22 protein-coding genes are annotated in these 21,963 nt (G+C 35.8%); 9 read left to right on the plus strand and 13 right to left on the minus strand.

Annotated elements, in window-relative coordinates:
• Positions 1 to 130: 130 nt before the first annotated feature.
• Both B9Y84_RS13235 and B9Y84_RS13240 read right to left on the minus strand, forming a co-directional pair.
• Complete coding sequence (locus B9Y84_RS13235) at positions 131 to 904, minus strand: anti-sigma factor family protein (protein WP_085517859.1); 774 nt, start codon at positions 902 to 904, stop codon at positions 131 to 133.
• Positions 894 to 1,505: an RNA polymerase sigma factor gene (locus tag B9Y84_RS13240; RefSeq protein ID WP_085517860.1), complete on the minus strand. Its 612-nt coding sequence runs from the start codon at positions 1,503 to 1,505 to the stop codon at positions 894 to 896. The genes B9Y84_RS13235 and B9Y84_RS13240 overlap by 11 nt, the downstream gene beginning before the upstream one ends.
• A gap of 212 nt (positions 1,506 to 1,717) precedes the next feature.
• Between B9Y84_RS13240 and B9Y84_RS13245 the strand changes: the two genes are divergently transcribed.
• Together B9Y84_RS13245 and B9Y84_RS13250 are read left to right on the plus strand one after the other, a co-directional pair.
• The gene (locus tag B9Y84_RS13245; protein ID WP_085517861.1) at positions 1,718 to 3,673 is read left to right on the plus strand and encodes a fructose-1,6-bisphosphatase; all 1,956 of its coding nucleotides are present in this window, start codon (positions 1,718 to 1,720) and stop codon (positions 3,671 to 3,673) included.
• A gap of 148 nt (positions 3,674 to 3,821) precedes the next feature.
• On the plus strand, positions 3,822 to 4,106 hold the full coding sequence (locus B9Y84_RS13250) for a hypothetical protein (RefSeq protein WP_085517862.1): 285 nt from the start codon (positions 3,822 to 3,824) through the stop codon (positions 4,104 to 4,106).
• Between the two features lie 6 nt (positions 4,107 to 4,112).
• Here B9Y84_RS13250 and B9Y84_RS13255 read toward each other — a convergent pair whose 3' ends face one another.
• From B9Y84_RS13255 to B9Y84_RS13285, 8 genes are all read right to left on the minus strand, one after another.
• A complete protein-coding gene (locus B9Y84_RS13255; RefSeq protein ID WP_085517977.1) occupies positions 4,113 to 5,450 on the minus strand; it encodes an MBL fold metallo-hydrolase in 1,338 nt (445 codons plus the stop codon).
• Between the two features lie 185 nt (positions 5,451 to 5,635).
• The gene (locus B9Y84_RS13260) at positions 5,636 to 6,451 is read right to left on the minus strand and encodes a sulfite exporter TauE/SafE family protein (RefSeq protein ID WP_085517863.1); all 816 of its coding nucleotides are present in this window, start codon (positions 6,449 to 6,451) and stop codon (positions 5,636 to 5,638) included.
• Between the two features lie 91 nt (positions 6,452 to 6,542).
• Positions 6,543 to 7,067 (minus strand): inosine/xanthosine triphosphatase, encoded by a 525-nt coding sequence (gene yjjX, locus B9Y84_RS13265; protein WP_085517864.1) that lies wholly within the window; start codon positions 7,065 to 7,067, stop codon positions 6,543 to 6,545.
• 94 nt (positions 7,068 to 7,161) lie between these two features.
• Complete coding sequence (katG, locus tag B9Y84_RS13270) at positions 7,162 to 9,432, minus strand: catalase/peroxidase HPI (RefSeq protein ID WP_085517865.1); 2,271 nt, start codon at positions 9,430 to 9,432, stop codon at positions 7,162 to 7,164.
• Between the two features lie 177 nt (positions 9,433 to 9,609).
• Positions 9,610 to 10,209, minus strand: coding sequence for a class I SAM-dependent methyltransferase (locus B9Y84_RS13275; RefSeq protein WP_085517866.1), 600 nt, complete (start codon positions 10,207 to 10,209; stop codon positions 9,610 to 9,612).
• Positions 10,210 to 10,260: 51 nt separating this feature from the next.
• Positions 10,261 to 10,467: a hypothetical protein gene (locus B9Y84_RS20430; protein ID WP_139828035.1), complete on the minus strand. Its 207-nt coding sequence runs from the start codon at positions 10,465 to 10,467 to the stop codon at positions 10,261 to 10,263.
• Positions 10,464 to 10,778, minus strand: a complete 315-nt coding sequence (locus tag B9Y84_RS13280; protein WP_085517867.1) for a rhodanese-like domain-containing protein — start codon at positions 10,776 to 10,778, stop codon at positions 10,464 to 10,466. Before B9Y84_RS13280 ends, B9Y84_RS20430 begins: the two co-directional genes overlap by 4 nt.
• The gene (locus B9Y84_RS13285; protein ID WP_085517868.1) at positions 10,775 to 11,038 is read right to left on the minus strand and encodes a rhodanese-like domain-containing protein; all 264 of its coding nucleotides are present in this window, start codon (positions 11,036 to 11,038) and stop codon (positions 10,775 to 10,777) included. Before B9Y84_RS13285 ends, B9Y84_RS13280 begins: the two co-directional genes overlap by 4 nt.
• A 512-nt stretch (positions 11,039 to 11,550) precedes the next feature.
• On the opposite strand from B9Y84_RS13285, the gene B9Y84_RS13290 reads away from it, so the two are divergent.
• The 4 genes from B9Y84_RS13290 to B9Y84_RS13305 all read left to right on the plus strand — a co-directional run bounded on the left by B9Y84_RS13290 (position 11,551) and on the right by B9Y84_RS13305 (position 15,896).
• Entirely contained in the window at positions 11,551 to 12,033 is a 483-nt protein-coding gene (locus B9Y84_RS13290) for a DUF4293 domain-containing protein (RefSeq protein ID WP_085517869.1), read from the plus strand.
• A gap of 216 nt (positions 12,034 to 12,249) precedes the next feature.
• Positions 12,250 to 14,214, plus strand: a complete 1,965-nt coding sequence (locus B9Y84_RS13295) for a hypothetical protein (protein WP_085517870.1) — start codon at positions 12,250 to 12,252, stop codon at positions 14,212 to 14,214.
• Between the two features lie 5 nt (positions 14,215 to 14,219).
• Positions 14,220 to 15,020 carry a DUF2490 domain-containing protein gene (locus B9Y84_RS13300; RefSeq protein WP_176223797.1) on the plus strand — a complete coding sequence of 267 codons (801 nt, stop codon included), beginning with the start codon at positions 14,220 to 14,222 and terminating at the stop codon, positions 15,018 to 15,020.
• Between the two features lie 6 nt (positions 15,021 to 15,026).
• Entirely contained in the window at positions 15,027 to 15,896 is an 870-nt protein-coding gene (locus B9Y84_RS13305; protein ID WP_085517872.1) for an MORN repeat-containing protein, read from the plus strand.
• Positions 15,897 to 15,910: 14 nt separating this feature from the next.
• Here the strand turns inward: B9Y84_RS13305 and B9Y84_RS13310 are convergent, their stop codons facing one another.
• Positions 15,911 to 16,543, minus strand: a complete 633-nt coding sequence (locus tag B9Y84_RS13310) for an outer membrane beta-barrel protein (protein ID WP_085517873.1) — start codon at positions 16,541 to 16,543, stop codon at positions 15,911 to 15,913.
• Positions 16,544 to 16,606: 63 nt separating this feature from the next.
• Positions 16,607 to 17,398 carry a DUF4197 domain-containing protein gene (locus B9Y84_RS13315; protein WP_085517874.1) on the minus strand — a complete coding sequence of 264 codons (792 nt, stop codon included), beginning with the start codon at positions 17,396 to 17,398 and terminating at the stop codon, positions 16,607 to 16,609.
• A gap of 131 nt (positions 17,399 to 17,529) precedes the next feature.
• Here B9Y84_RS13315 and htpG point away from each other — a divergent pair, with 131 nt between their 5' ends.
• The 3 genes from htpG (at position 17,530) to crcB (ending at position 20,807) form a co-directional block, all read left to right on the plus strand.
• Complete coding sequence (htpG, locus tag B9Y84_RS13320) at positions 17,530 to 19,419, plus strand: molecular chaperone HtpG (RefSeq protein ID WP_085517875.1); 1,890 nt, start codon at positions 17,530 to 17,532, stop codon at positions 19,417 to 19,419.
• Between the two features lie 129 nt (positions 19,420 to 19,548).
• Positions 19,549 to 20,439, plus strand: a complete 891-nt coding sequence (locus tag B9Y84_RS13325) for a toxin-antitoxin system YwqK family antitoxin (RefSeq protein ID WP_085517876.1) — start codon at positions 19,549 to 19,551, stop codon at positions 20,437 to 20,439.
• Positions 20,436 to 20,807: a fluoride efflux transporter CrcB gene (crcB, locus tag B9Y84_RS13330; protein ID WP_245830869.1), complete on the plus strand. Its 372-nt coding sequence runs from the start codon at positions 20,436 to 20,438 to the stop codon at positions 20,805 to 20,807. The genes B9Y84_RS13325 and crcB overlap by 4 nt, the downstream gene beginning before the upstream one ends.
• 70 nt (positions 20,808 to 20,877) lie before the next feature.
• On the opposite strand, the gene B9Y84_RS13335 is transcribed toward crcB, so the two are convergent.
• Complete coding sequence (locus tag B9Y84_RS13335) at positions 20,878 to 21,819, minus strand: hypothetical protein (RefSeq protein ID WP_085517877.1); 942 nt, start codon at positions 21,817 to 21,819, stop codon at positions 20,878 to 20,880.
• Positions 21,820 to 21,963: the final 144 nt, after the last annotated feature.

The raw sequence follows: 21,963 nt of genomic DNA on the forward strand, positions 1-21,963 counted from the left end.
GCTGTCGAAAAGGCGATTTTTTTTAACTTAATTGCTTCTTTGAGCTGACTTAAAAAAGGTTCAAGCGACTACTTGAGCCCTTGTGAAAGAAACCACATTAGCGTAATCATGCTTGTGCTTTCTTTACTATTTAATAAGCTTGCTCTTCTTGTTGATTACTTGCAAGACTGTTTATCATTTGACCAGTCTCAATTTTAAATAAGTCTTTATCAGATTCCATCAATTCCATTTTGGCGAAAAGGTAATCCATATCTTCTTTTCTCTGTTCTTCTATATAACCGGCAAAATTTGTCAGCAGCTTTTCAGTGTAAACCTGCTGCTGTTCATTGCTTTCCTTCCAATAGGTTTGCATCATGTCTACATTGCTTTCTTGTAAGTTTGCCATATAGCGATTAATCAACTGCTTATTTTGTTGACTTTGCTGGGCTAAATACTTCTCCAACTCCTGTCTATTTCCCTCTCTTTCAGTGTCGATCTTCTCCTCGTAGTTTGCCAATGCGTTAGAAACCATTTGTTCGATGTCATTTTTTTTCAATTGGTTTTCTGTTTGCATTTGCTGTCCTAATGCAATTCGAAATTCACCACCTTTATTACTGACTTCCAAGCCTGTAAATTTTGCTGCTACCATCAGAATCAAAAGTGAGGCTGCAATGGAAAGAAACCATTTCAATCCATTTTGAGATGAATTTCGCTCTTCACTCTGCTGGACGTTGAAAAATGGTGGAGCACTCACTTTTTCATCTTCCCAGTTCTCCATCACATCTTTACTAGTTCGAAATGAATTCAACTCTTCTTTTAACTCAGGATTACGAGCCAATTCTTCCTCAAAAGCTTTCTTTTCTGTTGAATTAAGTTCATCATAGAGGTAATCCATCAATTTTGCTTTCCAATCTTCAGTTTTCATATCTCACACTATTTTCAGTAATATTTTCTTTCGCTAACAATTTTCTCATATGGGAAAAAGCATAGTACAAACGCGATTTCACCGTATTTTCAGAGACTTTTAAGGCATCTGCAATCTCCCGAAACTTTAAACCTTCATATTCCTTCATGATCAAGACCTCTCGCTGATCTTTGCTTAGTTGTTGCAAGCATTTTGTCAAAATCTCTCCCAATTCTCCCTGCAAATAAGTTTGTTCAGGATTACTTTCTCCCTGTTTTGAAATTTCCCAAGCAGGACTACTTTCTTCCTCCTGTTTAGGCAATAGTTGGTCAAAACTTAACCACTTATGTCTTTTTCCTTTTCTACTTTCCTGTCTACAAATGTTGGTAACGATAGTATAAATCCACGATTTAAATTTGTTACACTCTTTTAATTGCCCAATCTTATGATGCATGGCAATGAATGTCTGTTGAGCTGCCTCCGAGGCCAAATCAGCATCACCAAAATATTTAAAGGCATAATTATAGATACGCGGATACCACTCCCTCACGAGTTCGCCTTGAGCGTAAGTGTCTCCTGTTTGAGCTTGTGATATTAAATCTTCTTTTTGCACCGCATACATCTTGTTCAGTTCAATTTATGACTTATTTAAATTTAGGATGAAGGGTATGAAGAAAAAGTTTTAACTCGGTTAAATTATTTCTAAAGTTGTGAGAATTTTCCTTCTAGTGGTTCAACCAATAAGGTAATCGGTTAAGAAAAACAGTTTGGATAAAATGATTGGTTAGTTATGATAGAAACCGTATCTTCAAATAAAGCAATTAGCTATAACTAATGTCATTGGACAAAAAATATCTCAAACTCCTTTCTGAAAAGTATCCCAATCAATTAACTGTTTCTACAAAAATCGTTTCTTTAAGTTCGATCTTGAATTTGACTAAAGGAGCTGAGATATTTATAAGTGATGTTCATGGAGAACACGAAGCATTTCAACATGTAATGCGAAATGGTTCTGGAGTAATTAAGCAAAAAATAAAGGATCTTTTTACTGAAGAGCTTTCTGAAAAGGACATAGCCCAGTTAGCAACCCTCATTTATTACCCGAAGGAAAAGCTAGAATTAATAAAAAAAGATTCTGAAAATATTAAAGAATTTTATAGAAAGACAATTTTCAGATTAATCCAGCTTACAAGAGGTTTCGCTTCTATTTATGCCAGTAAAAAGCTACAAAGTCTACTACCTAGCGGCTTCAATGAAATCATCACCGAATTGGTTGCGGAAAGAGATTTAGGTGAAGAGAATGATTATTATGAGCATTTGATCAACAGTATAATTGAGATAGAACAATCGGACAATTTAATCATTCAACTTTCATTTTTTATTCAAAAATTGGCTATCCACAAAGTGCATATTATAGGGGATGTTTATGATAGAGGGCCAGGTGCAGAAATCATCATGGACGAACTGATGAACCACTATTCGGTCGATTTCCAATGGGGGAATCATGATATTGTATGGATGGGCGCAGCTTGCGGATCAGAAACTTGTATTGCCAATGTACTTCGACTATCTCTGCGTTATGCCAACACTAATACCTTAGAAAGAGGATATGGAATAAACCTAATGCCTTTGGCCTCTTTTGCTTTAGAGTATTATAAAAATGATGACAGTATTATTTTTAATCCGAAGGTAGCGCCTGATGAGATACACAGTAGTTCTGAAGAATGGTTGAACCGATTGATGCACAAAGCCATTTCTATCATCCAGTTTAAATTGGAGCACCAATTAGTAAAACGGAGACCTGAATTTGGAATGAATGATCGGCTTTTTATGTCTGAAATAGATCTGAAAAATGGCCATGTTCAAATTGAAGGCAAAACCTACCCTTTAAAAGACCATTACTTTCCAACTTTAGAAAATGGATATTTAACAAAATTACATCCTGAAGAGAGGTTTTTGATGGACCTATTGGTTGAATCTTTTCAAAAAAGCACAAAACTTCAAGCGCATGCCAACTTTCTGTTCGAAAAAGGTGCAATGTATAAAGTCACCAATAAGAACCTATTATATCACGGGTGTATCCCTTTAAATTCCAATGGATTATTGAAAGAAGTACGAATAGACCATCAAGTGTATAAAGGAAAGGAATTGATGGACTATTTCGATAAGCAAGTAAAATTGGCTTTTTCGGCCAGAGATTCATCTGAAGAAAAGAAGAAGGGAGTGGATATTTTATGGTACCTATGGGCAGGGCCTGATTCTCCGATTTTTGGAAAGCATAAAATGGCCACATTTGAACGCTATTTTATCGATGATAGAAGTATACAAAAAGAGCAAAAGAACTATTACTATACTTATCGTGATAATGCAGAAACTTGCAAAATGATTTTGGAGGAGTTTGGATTAGGACCCGATGCCGTAATTCTAAACGGACATGTACCAGTGTCAGTAAAAGAAGGTGAAAGTCCTATTAAAGGAGCGGGTAGATTGGTTGTAATTGACGGTGGTTTTTCCAAAGCCTATCAAGATCAAACTGGAATAGCTGGCTTTACATTGATGCATAATTGCTACGGACGGCAATTAATCGCACATGAGGCTTTCGATAGTCAAAAAGTGGCTATTGCTGAAGAGAAAGATGTAGCTTACAGTGAGGTTTTTCTTGACCAATCTGAGACCAAACAACGAATAAGGGATGTGGATGATGGACAAATTATAAAGGAGCGCATCGATGATTTAAAGGAATTATTAGAGGCCTATAGAAGTGGTGAGCTCAAAGAAAAGACCGTTTGAAATAGATTCTAGTTATAAAACATCTTTATTGATTTTAAAATCATCAAAATTCCTAATGAATATCATTTAAAATTTCAATATTTAATTACTTAAGTATTTACAGCCGCATTCCCCACATATCCGTTTACACTAGCTAAAAGTAAATAAAATGGGAACGCAAATTTTAAAAAAGGAAGATCTAGCTCATGTACATTTTACACTTAAGGAGGTAATTAGCGATCTAGATCAAAAACATCATCTAATGTCGGAATTGATTCGTGCTCAATCTTTAGGAAACTTATTGAAAAATAAAGTTAAAATAATTTTCCACCTGCAGGATGGATCGAAGGGCGAGGTAGAAACTACAGTTTGGGGAGTAGGTGAAAACCACCTGATGTTAAAAGGTGGAATCCATATCCCTATTAGAGCAATAGAAAGCATAATTACTATTTAGTACTTATTATTTAAACTGCTCTACTGCATCACTTAAATCATACACCTTTGCATTTGGCAAAATACTTTTCACAATACTAAATCCGGCAGCAGACCTATAGCCACCCGCACAGTGTACAATCACAGGTTTCTGCGTATCAATTTCATTAGCTCTTTCCCTTAATTCGGGTAACGGGATATTTTTTGCTGAATTAAAGAATTTCCCATCTTCTACTTCTGATTTATTTCTAATATCAATAATAGTGTATGCATCAGGATTCTTTTTAAAATCATCCAGTGGTACCAAAGCATCTGTTACTACTTCACCTTGCGGATTAACAACTCCTGCTTCTAAATTAGATTCGTAGCCAATTTTGGCTGCTCTATAAATGGCAAAATCTAAGTCATCTTGATTTTCAGCCACTACATAATATTTCTCTTCTGGTCCCACTATTGAGCCCAACCATGTTTCAAATTTATCACCCTCTTGATTTTGAATATTAATGGCCCCTTTCAGATGTCCTTTCTTAAAAACCTCCTTGAGTCTTGCATCAATAATGATTGACCCCTTTGGAATCTCAACTGCCTCTTTTCTAGTAGCATTTTTAACAGATTTTTCTAGCTCGGCAGCGCCTTTTCTATTGACCTCCACACTATTCGGAAAATACTTAGGAATGAATGACTGACCTTCTAAAAATGCATCTACGAACTTATCTTTATCTTTGATTTGAAATGCCCAGTTATTGGCTTTCTCATTTGCTATAGTACTACTTAATTCACTGCTCATATTTTTGCCACAAAGGGAGCCAGCACCATGAGCAGGATAGACAATCGTATCATCAGATAATTCAGAAAAGACGTCATGTACAGTGTCGTACATCATACCTGCCAAGTCCTTCCTACTCACTTGAATATTTCCTGCTCCTTCTCTAAGGTCAGGTCTACCAACATCACCAACAAAGAGGGAATCTCCCGTAAATACTGCCTTTTGGTTTCCTTTTGAATCAAGCAACAAATATGAATTATGATCTGGAGAGTGACCTGGTGTGAATAAGGCTTTTACTGTCGCTGCACCAATTTTCACCTCGTCACCGTGCCCCATATGCATGTAGTCATAACTAACTCCTACCTTTTCATTTACATAAATAACCGCCCCAAATTTCTTTTGGATCTCTAAGTGACTACTAATAAAATCTGCATGCGGATGAGTTTCAAAAACTGCTATAATCTCTGCATCATGCTGTTTGGCAAAATCTACATATTGTTGAATATCTCTCGATGGATCTACTAGCGCTACCTGACCTTCACTTTCAATCGCGAAAGATCCTTGCGCTAATGCTTTATCATAAAAATGTTTAATATTCATATTATTTCGTTTTTTACTTCTTATCATTTTTTACGGGAAAAGCAGTGATAAGGATAGTAACATTGGTTACAGAAGAAATTGCGAAACAAGCCTGCTAGCTAAACCATTAAACTCACAAAATCAAACATTGATTAAATGAAAAAGGGCTCGAAAGCCCTCCTCAAAACAAATAATCTGTTAGCAGCTTACAGGAATAATTCTTTTACAATCATGACAGACCCCATAATAAGTACGAACCACCCAAAGCCTTTCTTCAATTTCTGGCCATCAATTAAATTAGATAAGTAAGTACCAATAAAAATACCAGCTCCGGCTATAACAGTAAATATGATCAAAAACATCCAGTCTATATCACCGCCAGATTGAATATCACCAATGAAACCTATAAGTGATTTTGCAGCAATAATCAGTAAAGAAGTCCCAACTGCCTCTTTCATTGGAAGCTTAGCTAAGACCACCAATGCAGGAATGATTAAAAAGCCACCACCAGCTCCTACCAAGCCAGTTAAAGCACCTACCACTATACCTTCTATAATAATTAAGGGATAATTAAATTTTTGAACAGTATCAACCTCTTCTGCTGCTTCTTTTATCTTTTTCTTGCCTTTAATCATTGAATAAGAGGCTGCAATCATCAAAATAGCGAAAATCACCATGATCCCAATGGACTTAGTAATCTCTAAACCTGCTATTGTAAACCAAGTATCTGGTAAAGCAGGAACCAAAAGCAATCGAGTAAGATAGACTGAAATGAAAGCCGGAATAGTAAAGACAATTCCTGTTTTATAATTAACAAGTCCTTTCTTAGCATAGCTCAAGCCTCCAACCAAGGAACTAAAACCCACTATAAATAAAGAATATGCTGTAGCGGTCACTGGATTAATTCCTAGTAAATAAACCAAAACAGGAACCGTTAAGATGGAACCTCCACCCCCTATGAGTCCTAAAGAAATGCCAATAATGGCTGCACTAAAAAATCCTATTATCTCTATCAATGTCATAATATAAATTAAATTTTTAACAAAAGTAGAGGCTTCTGCATCTTAAAGGCGTAACAAATGTTACTGCAGGAATTGAAAAGTATGATAAATATCAAGAATACTTTAAGAAAGGAATCAAAGCCATTACCATGGCATGCTCATAGTAAGCTTTTCTGTCGATCTCTCCATGGGTGAGTATTCCAACAGCTCCATCTTTTTGCTTCGAATTTGATCGACCAAAATAGATATCATCTGCCTCTCCTAATTCAATTCCCTCCGTGACCATTTTAGCTATAGGTTCAGGTATATAAAAGACAGCGGTTTGCGCTTGGCTTTTTTTAATATTTGACTGCACTACAATCCAAGCAAAGGCCTGCATCCCGAACTCATCTTGATGAACGCCCCCTTCAATCCCTACCCAAAAATCAGCATTCGGAAATTTTGATTTCGCATTTTCTGATCTATTGGAGGCCCCTTTTCTAGTTTCCTCATGTGTCATAGGTTGGTCACTGACATTGGAAGGAACTGATACGCCTTCAAAAATAAGATCTTTTTTCTTCAGCATTCTTTGAAATCCAGCTTTAGTGGCTTCTATTTTTACAGGATTTTTGGAGGCTATGATGACAGTATTTTGCATAGTTGCTACAACATTTTATTTAAAAAAGGCGCTAATATAAGAAAGGCCGAACTGAAGAGTTCGGCCTATAGTAGTCAGACTTAAGATAAGAAATCTACTGATAAACTAAATCAAATCTATCTAACTTCATAATTTTATCCCAAGCGGCCACAAAATCATTCACAAACATTTCCTCAGAATCTGCCTGCGCATAAACCTCCGCAAGAGCTCTCAATTCAGAGTGAGAACCAAAAACTAAATCCGCTCTTGTTGCGGTGTATTTTTGCTCGCCTGAACTTCGATCCTTTCCGATAAATTGTTCTTTGGTATCATCAGTTGCTTCCCATTCTGTGCTCATATCTAACAAATTGACAAAGAAATCATTGCTTAATTGTTCTTTATTATCAGTAAAAATACCATGTTGAGAACCATCAAAGTTAGCTCCTAAGGCTCTCATACCACCTACTAAAACAGTCATTTCTGGTGGAGTCAAGGTTAAAAGTTGCGCTTTGTCTATTAATAATTCCTCAGTGGAAACAGAGTATCTGGTTTTTAAATAATTCCTAAAACCATCAGCCATTGGCTCTAATAAGTTCATAGATTCAATATCTACTTGCTCTTGCTTAGCATCCATTCTACCTGGAGTAAACGGCACTTTAACAGTGTAGCCTGCATTCTTAGCTGCTTGCTCTACTCCTGCCGCACCTGCTAATACGATCATATCAGCCATTGATACTTTTTTGGCACCAGAAGATTTATGAAATTCATTCTGAATACCTTTCAAAGTACCCATTACTTTTTGAAGTTGTGCAGGGTTATTAACTTCCCAGTCCTTCATAGGCGCTAATTGAATATGAGCTCCATTTGCTCCTCCTCTTCTATCGGAATGACGATAAGTTGAAGCTGAGGCCCAGGCAGTAGACACCATTTCGCTAATGGACAAATCAGAATTTAAAATCTGAGTTTTCAATTTTTTGATATCATTGGTATTCACCAAAGGATGATCAACTGCAGGAATTGGATCTTGCCAAACAAAATCTTCTTTAGGATATTCAGGCCCCAAATAGGTGGTATTAGGACCCATATCTCTGTGCGTCAATTTAAACCACGCTTTTGCAAATGCATCATTGAACAAAGCAGGGTTTTCTAAGAATTTACGAGATATTTTAGCATAAGCAGGATCTTCTCTTAGTGATAAATCTGTTGTAAACATAGTCGGCTTCAGCTTTTTAGTTGAATCAAAAGCATCTGGAACCATTACTTTAGGATCTTTAGCCACCCATTGATGAGCACCTGCCGGACTTTTCGTTAACTCCCACTCATTTTCAAACAAACTCATTAAATAACCATGACTCCATTTTGCAGGAGTATTGGTCCAAGTTACTTCTAAACCAGAAGTAATCGCATCTTTGCCTTTTCCTGATTTATAAGAGCTTTTCCAACCAAAGCCTTGCTCTTCCATATCTGCAGCAGCTGGTGCAGCACCTACATTATCCGCTGGTCCGGCACCATGAGCTTTTCCTAACGTATGTCCACCTGCTATGAGAGCAACTGTTTCTTCATCGTTCATTCCCATTCTACCAAAAGTTTCTCTGATATCGTGTGCAGCTGCTATTGGATCAGGATTTCCGTTCGGTCCCTCAGGATTAACATAAATCAATCCCATTTGAACTGCTGCTAAAGGATCTTCTAAATCTCTGTCTCCCGAATAACGCTCCTCATCGCTTAACCATTTCTCTTCAGAACCCCAGTATACATCTAATTCTGGCTCGTAAACATCTTCTCTACCACCGGCAAATCCAATAGTTTTAAAGCCCATATCTTCTAGCGCAACATTTCCTGTTAAAATCATCAAATCCGCCCATGAAATTTTATTACCATATTTCTGCTTTACTGGCCACATCAATCTTCTGGCTTTATCAAGATTACCATTGTCTGGCCAGCTATTCAAGGGAGCAAATCTCTGCTGTCCGGAACGAGAACCTCCTCTTCCGTCACCTGTTCTGTAAGTACCTGCACTATGCCAAGCCATACGAATCATGAAAGGTCCATAGTGCCCGTAATCTGCCGGCCACCATTCTTTTGAATCCTTTAAAGTTTTTGCGATATCAGCTTTAAGTGCATAATAATCTAGACTTGCGAAAGCTTTTTTATAGTCATAATCCTTGTTCATAGGAGTTGACATTTCAGAATTCTGTCTTAAAATGCTCAAATCTAATCTGTTCGGCCACCAGTCATTCAATTGACTAGCTTTCATTGCAGATGGGCTTTTCTTGGTCGCACCGGAGTAAGCATCTGCCTCTGCAGTCTTCTCTTCACCATTTTGGCATGCTGTAAACATGATCCCCGTGATAAATAATAGGAGTATTGGAATTAGTTTTTTCATATATATGTGGTTAAAAAATTAAACTTGATGCAATGATACGCTATTAATTAGATGTACATACAATCGATTCAGATGATTTTATAAATAACTATATAGATTTTATCTATGTATAAAAATAGATTCTGTTCCCGATTTCTTAAAGTACCTAGCATCATTACTTTAAAAGCTATTTAAAAGTCATCCTATTTTTGTTGCAATAAGTCTGATTACTTCAGCTTTGCCTTTGTGAAATGCACCTTCTGATAAATTAATTTCTAGACTTTCCAGATTTTCAATTTTCAACTCTTTAAAATCTTCTCGGAGCATTTCTTCAGTATAAAGCATCTCAATATTTTTCGGCCCACCTGATGTATTTTCCATTTGCTTTGGATTAAAGGCTTCTAATATCAATTTCCCACCTGGTTTTAACCATTTAACTGCCTTTTGGTGCGCAATTTTCCTTAACGCTTCTGGAAAATGGGCATAAATTAAAGCCACCACATCTGCTGAATTTTCTTTATAATCCTTTTCGTGGATATCGGCTATTTCAAAATTAGGCCTAACTGCTTCTTTTTGAGCTAATTTATTCGCTTTTACTTTGGCAGAAGGGCTGAAATCAAAGGCATTTACTTCCCAACCTAGTTTGGCCGCAAAAACTGCATTTCTTCCTTCACCATCGCAGGGTAAGATGATTTTGCCTATTGGTAAGTTTTCTAATTCTTCACGAAGAAATTCATTGGGTTCTGTACCATAAATGAACTCCTGTTTCGCATATCTTTCATTCCAAAACTCCTTCATTTGTTAATTTTAAATAAAAAAAAGCCGGCTTTAACCGGCTTTAAACTCATTCTATTTTTTCGGAATATCACAATTCCCATTAGCACATGATCCACCTCCACAGCCTTGATTAAGCAAAGCTAAAAAGGTAAATAATGCTCCTACTGAACCAGCGAAAATTTCTAACTCCGTAATACCGACCAAAACCAAATAGAGACCAATCGCTAAACGAAGCCAGCGCATAAATCCCCACGGTGTATGTATGATGGTCTTAATCATGCTATTTTGCGATTGAGAGATGTCCACGCACCACCATTGTATACATTTTCGTATCCTTTAGATTTTAAAATGCCTTTGGCTGTTCCACTTCTCATTCCAGAAGCACAACAAGTAATGATGGTTTTATCTTTATTCTTCAATTTGGATAGATTTGAAGAAATGCTATCAACCGGAATATTCAGAGCATTTTTAATATGACCCTGTTGAAATTCTCCTTTAGTTCTGACATCGACAATAACAGCACCTTCTTCTACCAATGCTTTCATATCAACTGCCGGCCCTAAGCCGAATAATTTTCTCAGGAAACTCATAGTGCTAATGCATAGTTTTCAGCTGCAAACCACGAACCTCCGTTGTGACAGTTTATTCCTTTGGATTCCAAAATTTGTTGTGCCATTCCACTTCTGTTACCGGATGCACAGCATAGAATGATTTCACCTTCAATTTCGCTAATTTCATCTAATCTTCCATCAATTTCATTTAAAGGGATATTCAGGGCTCCCTCTGCATGTCCCATTACGAACTCCCCTTCTGACCGTACGTCAATAATTGTTTTATTTGAATTTTTCATTTGTATCTTCTTTTTTGAATCACAATGCTAAGTAACGGACTTTCAGCGAATAGGATAGTAACAGATGTTACAAAGCGCTGATCGCGATATAATGAACTTATTGCTGATGTTATTTTAAGTGTGAAGGTACTTAGGCGATTAAATGCACTTACATTACACATATCCGCCAGCATTAGCAGATTATTATACCTTTGTATACTCATTGAGCTTATAGGCCGTTTAAATTAACTTATTTATGCTACCTGTGCAAATCGATTAGTAAAAAAGGCAGTAGATGAACTTGAAAGATAGCTGATATGAATTATGCGGAGTGCAGAGATTCGAACCCATGACCACTTGCACCACATGCAAGTGCGTTACCGAACTGCGCCACAGTCCGATTAGTGACTACAAAATAATCCATACCCATTATTTTGCAAAGATTTATTTAGCAAAGCGTATTTTTATCGGCCTTCCATTTACCCCAACTAATTTTTACTGTATATTTGCAAAATACATAAAAGCACTTTTCGATGATTCAAAGAATTCAAACTGTATTTTTATTAATTGTAGGATTGAACATGTTGGTATTCCTATTTGCTCCTCTATGGCAAAAAGTAGACACTAACTTAGGCGCTTCGTATACTTTAACAGCTTTTTATCTAGAAACTGTCACTTCTCCTGAGGAAGGCGTTAAAAATGAATTTATGCCATATGCAATACCTGGAATATTAGGGCTCTTGTCTGTTTGCGTTGCCTTCATAGCTATTGGAATGTACAAAAAGAGAATGCGACAGATCATGTTATCCACTCTTAATTCTCTCTTAATTGGTACGGCATTAGGGCTCTCTGCATACTGGTCTACCCAAGCAGATGGTAATATTTTACCTGGAATACAAGGTTCCTATAGTTATGGTTTATTCTTACCAGCTATTGCTTTAGTATTTAATTCTCTTGCCGTTCGATTTATTCGAAAAGATGAAAGATTGGTACGTTCAATGGATCGATTGAGATAATCCCGATTTTAATTTGATATGGTTTTGATTAGTGCTATTGTCAAAAAGCAAGAAGCACTGATTAAGTAGAAGACTGTAAACTATCAAAAAGTCTAACATATTTAAAGATTTACCGGCCCTATGAATCATAATTTATGGAGTATTTAGAAAGTTAAATCAGTCTTTTAGGGCTAATCAAAATAATTATTACATTTGAAGGTAATATCATTACTATTTATGAGGACAATCAAAAGACCTGTCTTAATTTTGCTAATAACGCTTTGGCTATTCACTCCTGAGGGATCTGCGCAAAACACCCAAACTTACGATAGTATTTATGTAAGCAATGGAAAAAACTTTTTAGCCAAATACGAATTTTACCTAAGCCAAGGAGATACTATATACAATGGTGAATTTGAGCTGAACCAGCAATTTGAAAATCAAGAAGATATTTATGAATATTTGTCAGTTGAAGGCTTTTTTATAGAAAATAGGGCTGATGAAAATTGGCAACTTAAAAAAGGTTCTTTTGCTCCCTCTGGATCTGGCTACTATAACGATTATACCTATTCTTATAAGGTTAACGGAAATGAATTTATGGCCACAGGCAAATTCATGGCAGGAAAAAAGATCGGAGATTGGAAACTGTATGATTGGCAAATAAGAGATTCAAAAATTAAAGACACCACTTTTGTAGCTACCATCAATTTCAAGGACGACAAGGCGGATGGTGAATTCCAATTACAATTTCAAAATGATATTTTGGAAGGAGAATTAGATGGTAATGAAAAAGCCTCTGGTGTGTGGTCTTTTTACAGATTAAATAAAGCTAATCAGAAAATATTGCTAAAAGAATGGGTATTTAAAGAAAATGTGCTGGTGGCTAAAAGGTTAATTAGAAATCAAGAAATTCAACAGATTAACTTTGATGACCCTGGCAATAATAGCTTATCTGAAAAAAAGATTCTTCTAGATCAGGATTTCCTTGAAATTATTGAATTAAAGGCCAGAATTTCGAACGAAGAACTGCATTTAACATTTAAAGAAGAGGATGGAATCAGCGATTTGTACTTTATTTTACTAGACAATTTGGAATTAGTAGATAAGACCTTCTCTCCTATCCTAAAAAACAACATAAAACCAGCTATTGTTACCATTTTAAAAGCAGCTGAATTAGATACAATAGAACAGGATTTACTGCAGAAAATTCGACTACAGTATGAAGAAAACCTACAACAAACGAAACTGATATTAAACAATCCCCAGTTCAATATCGCAAGTGTATCTACCTGCAAAGTTTCACAATTCAAGAATGTACTAGAAGATATTAAAGATTACTTTTTAGCCCCAACATATGATATTCTGTCTCTTTATGATGATGACCAACTTAAGTTTTTCAACAGAAATCAACTAATTCAGTATAAAATTGACCTTTATGACGAAACAGCTATAAATAAAGTTTTTAAGAGTGATTCATTGTCTCGGAGTTATGAAATTAAAGCTGACTTAAATTTTTCTGCCAAGCAAAGTAATCTATCTAAGCTGGCAACTTTAATGGAATCACTAGGAATAGAATTGAAACTTATTGAAGAAAATTTGCAGCAATTCTTGGAGGAATTTCAAGAAGAAGAAAAATTAGTAGCATTAGAAAACGCGATGCTCGCAAAATATGAAAACACTAAGCACTTGGCAGATTCCCTAATTACAGGCGAACACGATAACTTTGCAGGCATCGATGTTACTGAAGCTATCATTAAATTTGCAGATGCAGAGCTCGCAATGTATTCAAACCTTCCAACAAGTGAAGAGAAAATAAGGGCAATCGAGCCACTTATTAATTGTTTTAATAGGACTGAAGAATTGATCTACACCATAAATAAAGCACCTGAGAGCATTTACAAAATAAACGAAGCCTATACCAAGGAGGTATTTAATCCTTACACTTTCACCAATATGGAAGAAAAATCGAAACCATCTATTTATAAAGCATTCAACAAACTACTTCTACCGGGTATATTTCAAAATATGCAGCGTTTGACTTGTGATAATATGGCTGCCTACCAAGCGAACTTCAAAATATTATATGAGGAGATGATAAATGTGCTGAATGAAGAAAATACTAACAGAATGGAAAGAAAGGTAAAAAGGGCAAAAACCCCTGCAAAAGCCTCTGAAGTACTAGAAATGGAATTAAGCTTTTAATGGAAATGAGAAATTTTTTACTTATCATTCTTTTCAGCAGTTGCTTTCACCTTTCCGCTCAGGAACTGGAACCGGAATTTGAAGATCTAAGCACCAATCTCTGGCTCAGTTCTTATAATAAATTCAGAATAGCTGAGAAACTATATTGGGCTGGAGAAATGCATTACAGGAGAGTTGGAAGCACCAATACAACCCCATTTGTCGATAGAATGGCACAAATATACAATCGTCACGGACTAAATTATGTTGTTTCTCCCAACTTCAATTTTACAGTAGGAGGAGTCTTAAGACTAAATTTTACTCCACAGCCTGGCAATAGCGATTATGACCCTATTTATATAGAGCCAAGAATCTGGCATCAATACCTTTTTGTATTGCCTTTCCCAAGGTTTATGTTATATAATAGAATAAGGATAGAACACAGATGGAAAAGAGGGAGCTTAGCTGCAAAGGATGAATTCAAATTTGGCAACCGGTGGCGTTACAATTTCTATATGAAGATACCAATCAATGGCGACAAATTAAAGCCAGGAACTTTTTACTTCTCTCCTAGTGTAGAATTAATCATGCAAAGTGGAAAAAGCGTTGTCGGAAGTTTTGTCGAAGACTTAAGATTGTATGGAAATCTTGGGTATATTGCTAGTCCAAGGGTTTCCAGTTCTATGGGACTTATGTATACTACAGGACAAAATCTCAATGATCCAACTTTATACAGAAGGAGATTGATCATTAGACTAAGTACTTATATCTCATTAGATTTCAGAAAAGAAGAGCAAAAAATACCGACCATTAAATTCTCAGATTAACTTAAGATGAACAAATTACAAAAAATAGTGCTTTATGTCGCTCCTGTTATAATTGTAGGTTGCTTAATAGCTATCTTCTTAATTACTGAAAAGAAAAACGATTTCAAGTTAGAAGCCCAAAACAAAACGGAACAACTTCACAATTTAGAGCAGCAAAGAGTTTTATACCGTCAAAAATCTAATGCTGATGAGCTATTTATCGCTGGGCGGTATGAAGATGCCATGGATATTTACCTCAGCATAGCAGATTCGATAGATAATAATACCTTTTTAAAAAGCCGGAAAGAAACTATCGCCAAATTTAATTATTTAAGATCGGAACTAGATAGCACGCAAAGTATGAGCAGTTCACAGTTGTCCAATATGCAGCGTGAACTGGATAAGAAAACAGTTGAAATAGAAGCTACTTACCAAGATAAAATTGATTCAATTAGCAATGAATTAAATAATAAAATAGCTTCACTCAATAAAGAAATCCGACAAAAAGAGCAGAAGCTTCAAAATAAGGCAGACCTTGGCCGTTTAACTTTTTATAACGCAAATGGAACCAAAATCTCTTACTTTGGAGAAGTGCAATTCGGGAAAGCCAATGGTGAAGGAGTTGGTCATTACAGCTCCAATAGTGTTTATGATGGAGATTGGAAAAACAATATGAAGCATGGGAAAGGCACTTATAAATGGGTTGATGGCCATAAATATGTAGGTCAATATCAAAATGATAAGAGAGAAGGAACAGGTACCTACTATTGGAATACAGGAGAAAAATATGAAGGGCAATGGAAAAATGATAAAAGGAATGGTCAGGGCACTCTATATGATAAAGACGGTAATGTGAAATTGAAGGGAGAATGGGAAAATGATGAGTTAGTGCAGTAACTGGCCTCTTCCTATTACTTCTTGATTATATTCAACAGTTTATCCATTTTGACTTTACCATATAATTGCACTACCATAGAATAAGGAAGCTCCCCATTATCTGCAAAAATATTATCATAGGATTGTAATGGAACAAAGCTGTAATTAAATCGCCCCCCTATTGTAAAATCATCACTTAAGTCATATTCAAGACCGAAAAGTGTTGCGTAATCCATCGCACTTACCGTACCTCCCAAGTTTTCCTTTATCTTTTGATCATCTACAGAATAGTGATAACTCCCTCCTAAAAAGATAGAAGGCTGAATCCCTAGATTTATTGTGAATTTTTCATCCAATAAAATCCCAAACATAATAGCAAAGTCAAAATAATAAAGATTGATATTATTTACATTTTCACTATCCCAATTCCATGAACCTTTTTGAGTAACTAATGCCTCCATCTGAACAAAAAGCTTTTCCGTAGCCCCGAAATTTTTATAGACACCTAATTGAGCGCCCGGTTTTAAGTTGGTATTTCCTTGCCCATTTACAGTGGAAATCACTAAGCCGGTTTTTAATCCATAATCCTGTGCTTTTAAATGCGCAGAAGAAAGGATCAGAAAACTGGAAATTAAAATAGCTAAACTTGAAATCTGCTTTACATTCATATTAAAATATCGTCAAGGATCTAATACCTCTAAATCCATTCAAAATATGCGCAAATTTATAAATTATTGTTGAGCAAATACCTTTTTCAGAATATCATTTATCCTTGCTGCAGGGTTTTCTCTGATATCTTTTTCTTTCAAAGCAACTTTTTGAAACATTCCATCCAAAGCGCGCTCAGTCACAAAACTAGCCAAATCCTTTTCTTTTATGGGGCTCAGCTTTAATACATTAATAAGATCTTTTCTTTCTACTTCATTGTAGGTCTTAACAAATATACTGTATAGCTGCTCGCTACTTTTATCATATACGATGGGATCATCCAAAACATCTTTAATATCGGGCTTAAAAGCAGTTACTAATTGGTTGAAAGTGTTGTTTCGCAAATAATTTGTAGCAGCATTATCACTGCCTTTTAGAATAGTAAAGCCATCTTGAACCGTCATGCTACTAATAGCATTCACGAAAATAGGCTTAGCCTTAACGACCGCTTTTTCAGCTGCCCGATTCAAACTCACTATCATATCTGCTTCAATACTTTTTATCAATTCATCATAAATTTTTTTGCCGGCAGTGGTAGATTTCAGTTGTAAAATAGCAGACTCTAGTTCAGCAGGCAGAAATATTTTTACTGCTTCATCCTTTAAGAAGCCATTGGTTGTAGCTAATTGATCCACTCCAGCTTTAGTCCCCACTTCCAAAGCAGACTTTAAACCTTTAATGACTTCTCGTTCGGTCAACTTCCCTGACTGACTGCTATCCAAATCATAGTCTTTTGCAACTTGTTGTAAAACTTCACAAGCATTAAACAAAAGAATGCAAAAAATGGTAGATAAAATTAGGCTTAGCTTCTTCATTGTATGATATTTTTTCAGTCTATGCAATTTAGAGATTTTTTTACTGCCAAGCTGACAGCAAAAGAATAATAAAAGATAAATGGAATAGGAATTGATACTAGGGAATTGATTAAATCAAAATAGTAAATAAAATGCAAGAGAAAGGTAGTATTTCGATCCATTCGGAAAATATTTTCCCAATAATCAAGAAATTTTTATACTCTGACCATGAAGTATTCCTTCGTGAGTTGGTTTCCAATGCAGTAGATGCCACCCAAAAAATCAAAAGCCTTGGAACATTAGGCGAATATGATGGTGATTTGGGCGATTTAAGCATCGAAATCAAAATCGACAAAAAGAAAAAAACGTTACATGTCATCGATAAAGGAATCGGGATGACAGGTGAAGAAATTAAAAAATATATTAACCAGATCGCTTTCTCCGGAGCCACTGAATTCGTAGAAAAATATAAGGAAAAAGGAGAAGGATCGGGAATAATCGGCCATTTTGGTTTAGGTTTCTACTCTGCCTTCATGGTAGCCGATAAGGTAGAGATAAATTCCCTTTCGAGAGAAAAAGATGCTACTCCTGCAAATTGGATTTGTGATGGCAGTACTGAATTCGAACTTAAAGAAGGAAAGAAAAAGAAAAGAGGGACAGAAATCATTCTGCACATCAATAAGGATTCAGAAGAATTTTTAGAAGAGCACAGAGTTAATGAAATCTTAACCAAATACTGTAAGTTCCTGCCTGTTCCTATCATTTTCGGTGAAAAAGAAGAAACTATTAAAGAAGGAGAAGGAGATGATGCAAAAGAGAAAAAAATAACCAAACCAAAGGTTATCAATAATACGACTCCTCTTTGGACTAAAGCGCCCACTGAAATTAAGGATGAGGAATACATTGAATTCTACAAAGAACTTTACCCATTTAGTGAGGATCCATTATTTTGGATTCACTTAAATGTAGATTACCCTTTTAATTTGACCGGTATTCTGTATTTCCCTAAAATCAAGAATGATTTTGATATTCAGAAGAATAAAATTCAGCTATATTCTCGTCAAGTCTTCATAACAGATGAAGTGAAAGATGTAGTGCCGGAATTCTTGATGTTGATGCACGGAGTAATTGATTCTCCTGACATTCCATTGAATGTATCGAGAAGTTACTTGCAGGCTGACAGCAATGTGAAGAAAATCAATAATCACATTACCAAAAAAGTAGCAGACAAGCTGGCCGAGCTTTATAAAAATGATAGAAAGTCCTTTGAAGAAAAATGGGATAGCGTTGGACTTTTCGTGAAGTACGGTATGATGAGCGATGACAAGTTCTATGATAAAGCAAAAAAATTCTGTCTATTGAAAAGCATCGAGCAAAATAAGCTTTTCACTTTAGATGAATATAAGGAAAACATTGCTGGAAATCAGACTGATAAGGACGGAAACGTAACTATTCTATATGCTACTAATCCTGATAAGCAAGATGCTTATATTACTTCGGCTCAGAAAAAGGGCTATGATGTGGTGCTATTGGACAGTCCTATTGACAGCCATTTCATCAATCAGTTAGAGCAGAAATTGGAAAAAACCAATATGAAGCGAGTAGATGCTGATATTGTAGACAAATTGATAGATAAGGACGAGAAAGCAGAAAGCGTATTATCCGATGAAGAAAAAGAGAAACTGAAAACAGTTTTTGAAAATGCTATCAATAATTCATCTATGACGGTTGCTGTTGAAGCGCTATCACCTGATGAATTGCCTGTTTCTCTGACTATGCCAGAATTTATGCGCAGAATGAAAGATATGCAACAAACTGGCGGTGGCGGCATGGCTTTCATGGGAGGAATGCCTGATCAGTATAATCTAACCATTAATGCTAATCATAAAATGGCTTCAAAAATATTGAAAGCGGAGAGCGAAGAAGCGCAAAAGAATATTGCAAAGCAGAATTATGATTTGGCGCTACTTTCACAAAATATGCTAAACGGAAAGGATTTAACTAACTTCATCAGCAGAAGTGTTGAGATGATGGAGAAATAATTACGAATTAGGAATTGATTAATTACAAATTGGAAAGATCAAATTCGTAATTCGTAATTGAAAAATTAATAATTATTATAGACAGCCCGGAATTTTCAATAACTTCGGGCTGTTTTCGTTTAGCACAATATGAAGAATTACCTACTCATAACGATTATAATCATCAGTTTGCCTCTGTCTTTAGTGGCACAAGAAGAGGAAATACCAAAAGATACTATCCCTACCCCTTCTGACACTATTAAAAAAACTTTTCAATTTCTTGACGGAGCACCTGTAACCATTGATTTACAGACTGAGGAAGAAGAAGATGAGGAGGAGGAGGATAAAGAAAAAAAGAAAAAGAAAAAACGTAATTTCTATTACGATAAAAAAGTACGTAAAAACTATACATTATCAGGGTATGGAAATAATGTAACTCGCGAGCTATTCAATTATCTAAAAAAAGAATATGTAGGTCCAGATCCTTATGTGAGAGACTTTTACTGGTATGATTTCAAAAGGAAAGAAATCAGAAGTACGAAAAATGCAGATCCTAAATTTGCAGGAATTCTACACGGGCCTTATGAAAAAATGAAGGACGAACAAGTCATTGAAAAAGGCATGTTCTGGAATGGCTTGAAACATGGTCGCTGGATGAGATACGATAATAATGGTATCCTCATGGATAAGCTCACCTATTTTAAAGGCTGGCCTATAGATTCCAAAATTAGCTATTATGATGAAGAGAAAAGAGAACATGTAAAAGAGGTCATTCCAATTGAACATGGTGAGAAGGAAGGCACTTATCTTTACTTTCACAAAAATGGACAAGTTGCTGTACAAGGTGAGTACAGATTTGATGAAAAAGTAGGTTTATGGGCTGAGTACTATGACCTAAGAAGAAGAAGAAAAAAGACAATTCAATACGGCCGTGATCCATTTGCCAAAGATTTCGAACCCTACATCAATCAAGAGTGGGATGCATCCGGCAAATTAGTTTATGATAGAGAACAATGGAACCGTAAGTTTGCCTCAAAATGATTAAAAATATCCTCTTAATCGGATTAGGCGGTGGATTGGGAAGTATAGCTCGATACGCCACCTCTCAATATGCTGACAAATATCTGTCTAGCGTTCTCCCGTATGGTACTTTTATCGCCAATATTTTGGGTTCTTTACTAATTGGTGTGCTGCTAGGCTACTTAGTTGACCATCCTTCTCAAAATTTCAAACTACTATTAGTAACGGGCTTTTGTGGTGGCTTTACCACTTTTTCCACATTTACATATGAGAATTTCAGTTATCTGCAAAACGGACAAATTGGGCTGTTTTTACTATATACTTTAGGGAGTGTAGTAATAGGATTACTGACTGTTTTTGCGGGTTTTAATTTGGTGAAATTATTTTGATAGCAATTCCAAAGATTTTGCAAAACTAATCCTTTCCAAAGTCTAGAACTTTGGAAAGGATTAGTTTAATTTAATTAGAACTCGAAGCCTTTCCTTTTCCTTCTTCTTCCCCTACTTTTTCAGGCGTCAGTTTTTGCAATCGATCCAATTCCGCCTTGAGCTCTTCATTTTCAGAATTAAGCGAAATAGCCTTTTCATACGCTTTAATAGCTTCTGAATAATTCTCCATTTCTGTCAAAAGCTCTGCGTAAGTTTTATGCGTCCACCAATTTCCTGGGTAATAGTAAGTATTAAATTGAAATACTAATAGCGCCTCTTTTTTTCTATCAGAAGTGGAAAGCACTCGTCCTAGCGTATTTAACTCCACATAACGCCCTACCTTATAATATACCGTGCTGTATATACTTTGAATATTTTCATACACTTCTTCCATCGTCATACTATCAAATATTTGAAGCAGATAATTGGCTCCTGCATAATTGGGAGCAGAAGGGTAGCCTAAGGCAATTTGGGCTACATCGGTTAGCATATCTGTACTGGGAGATTCGACTATCCGAGCGTATTCCTTTCCTCCCTCTTTAAATATGAAAGTGGGAACTCTGTGAATATTTAATCCCTTTTCTTCTCGCTTAGGACCCTGTTTATAATCATCTCCTGAACCATAAAGTGCAGTAAACCTTAATTGGTCTCGCCTTAATCCCAATTCATCCCAAAGCTTTAAAAACTGAGGAACCCATTCTTGACTATCTCCGCACCAAGTCCCTAAGTAAATATCTACTTCTTTATCTTGGAGATTTTTCGCCCATTCGAAATCTGTTTTCTCCAATTTTAAAGTATCATAGTTACTCTTAAACCAAGTGGAGTAAGTAGTATCTTCTTTAAGATAGTCTATTGGGAATTCTCCCCAGATGTGTTTATCACCTTCATCAGTGGTATAGAATTGAATATCTTGAGCTAATGCAGTGCTCACAGAAATAAGTGCAATAATGCTTAAGGATAATAGTTTTGTCATAATATTTTGAGGTTCAAGATTAGATTAAACAGAATTTAAACTACTAAATTAAATTTAATAAACTGATTTACTTGTTGAATATTGTGAGAAAGGTTTAAAGTCCTCCTCATAATGCCTTAAAAATTTGCTCCTAACTAATATAAA

Origin of the sequence: Marivirga sericea (genome assembly GCF_900177665.1) — a bacterium.
GTDB classification, from domain to species: Bacteria; Bacteroidota; Bacteroidia; order Cytophagales; family Cyclobacteriaceae; genus Marivirga; species Marivirga sericea.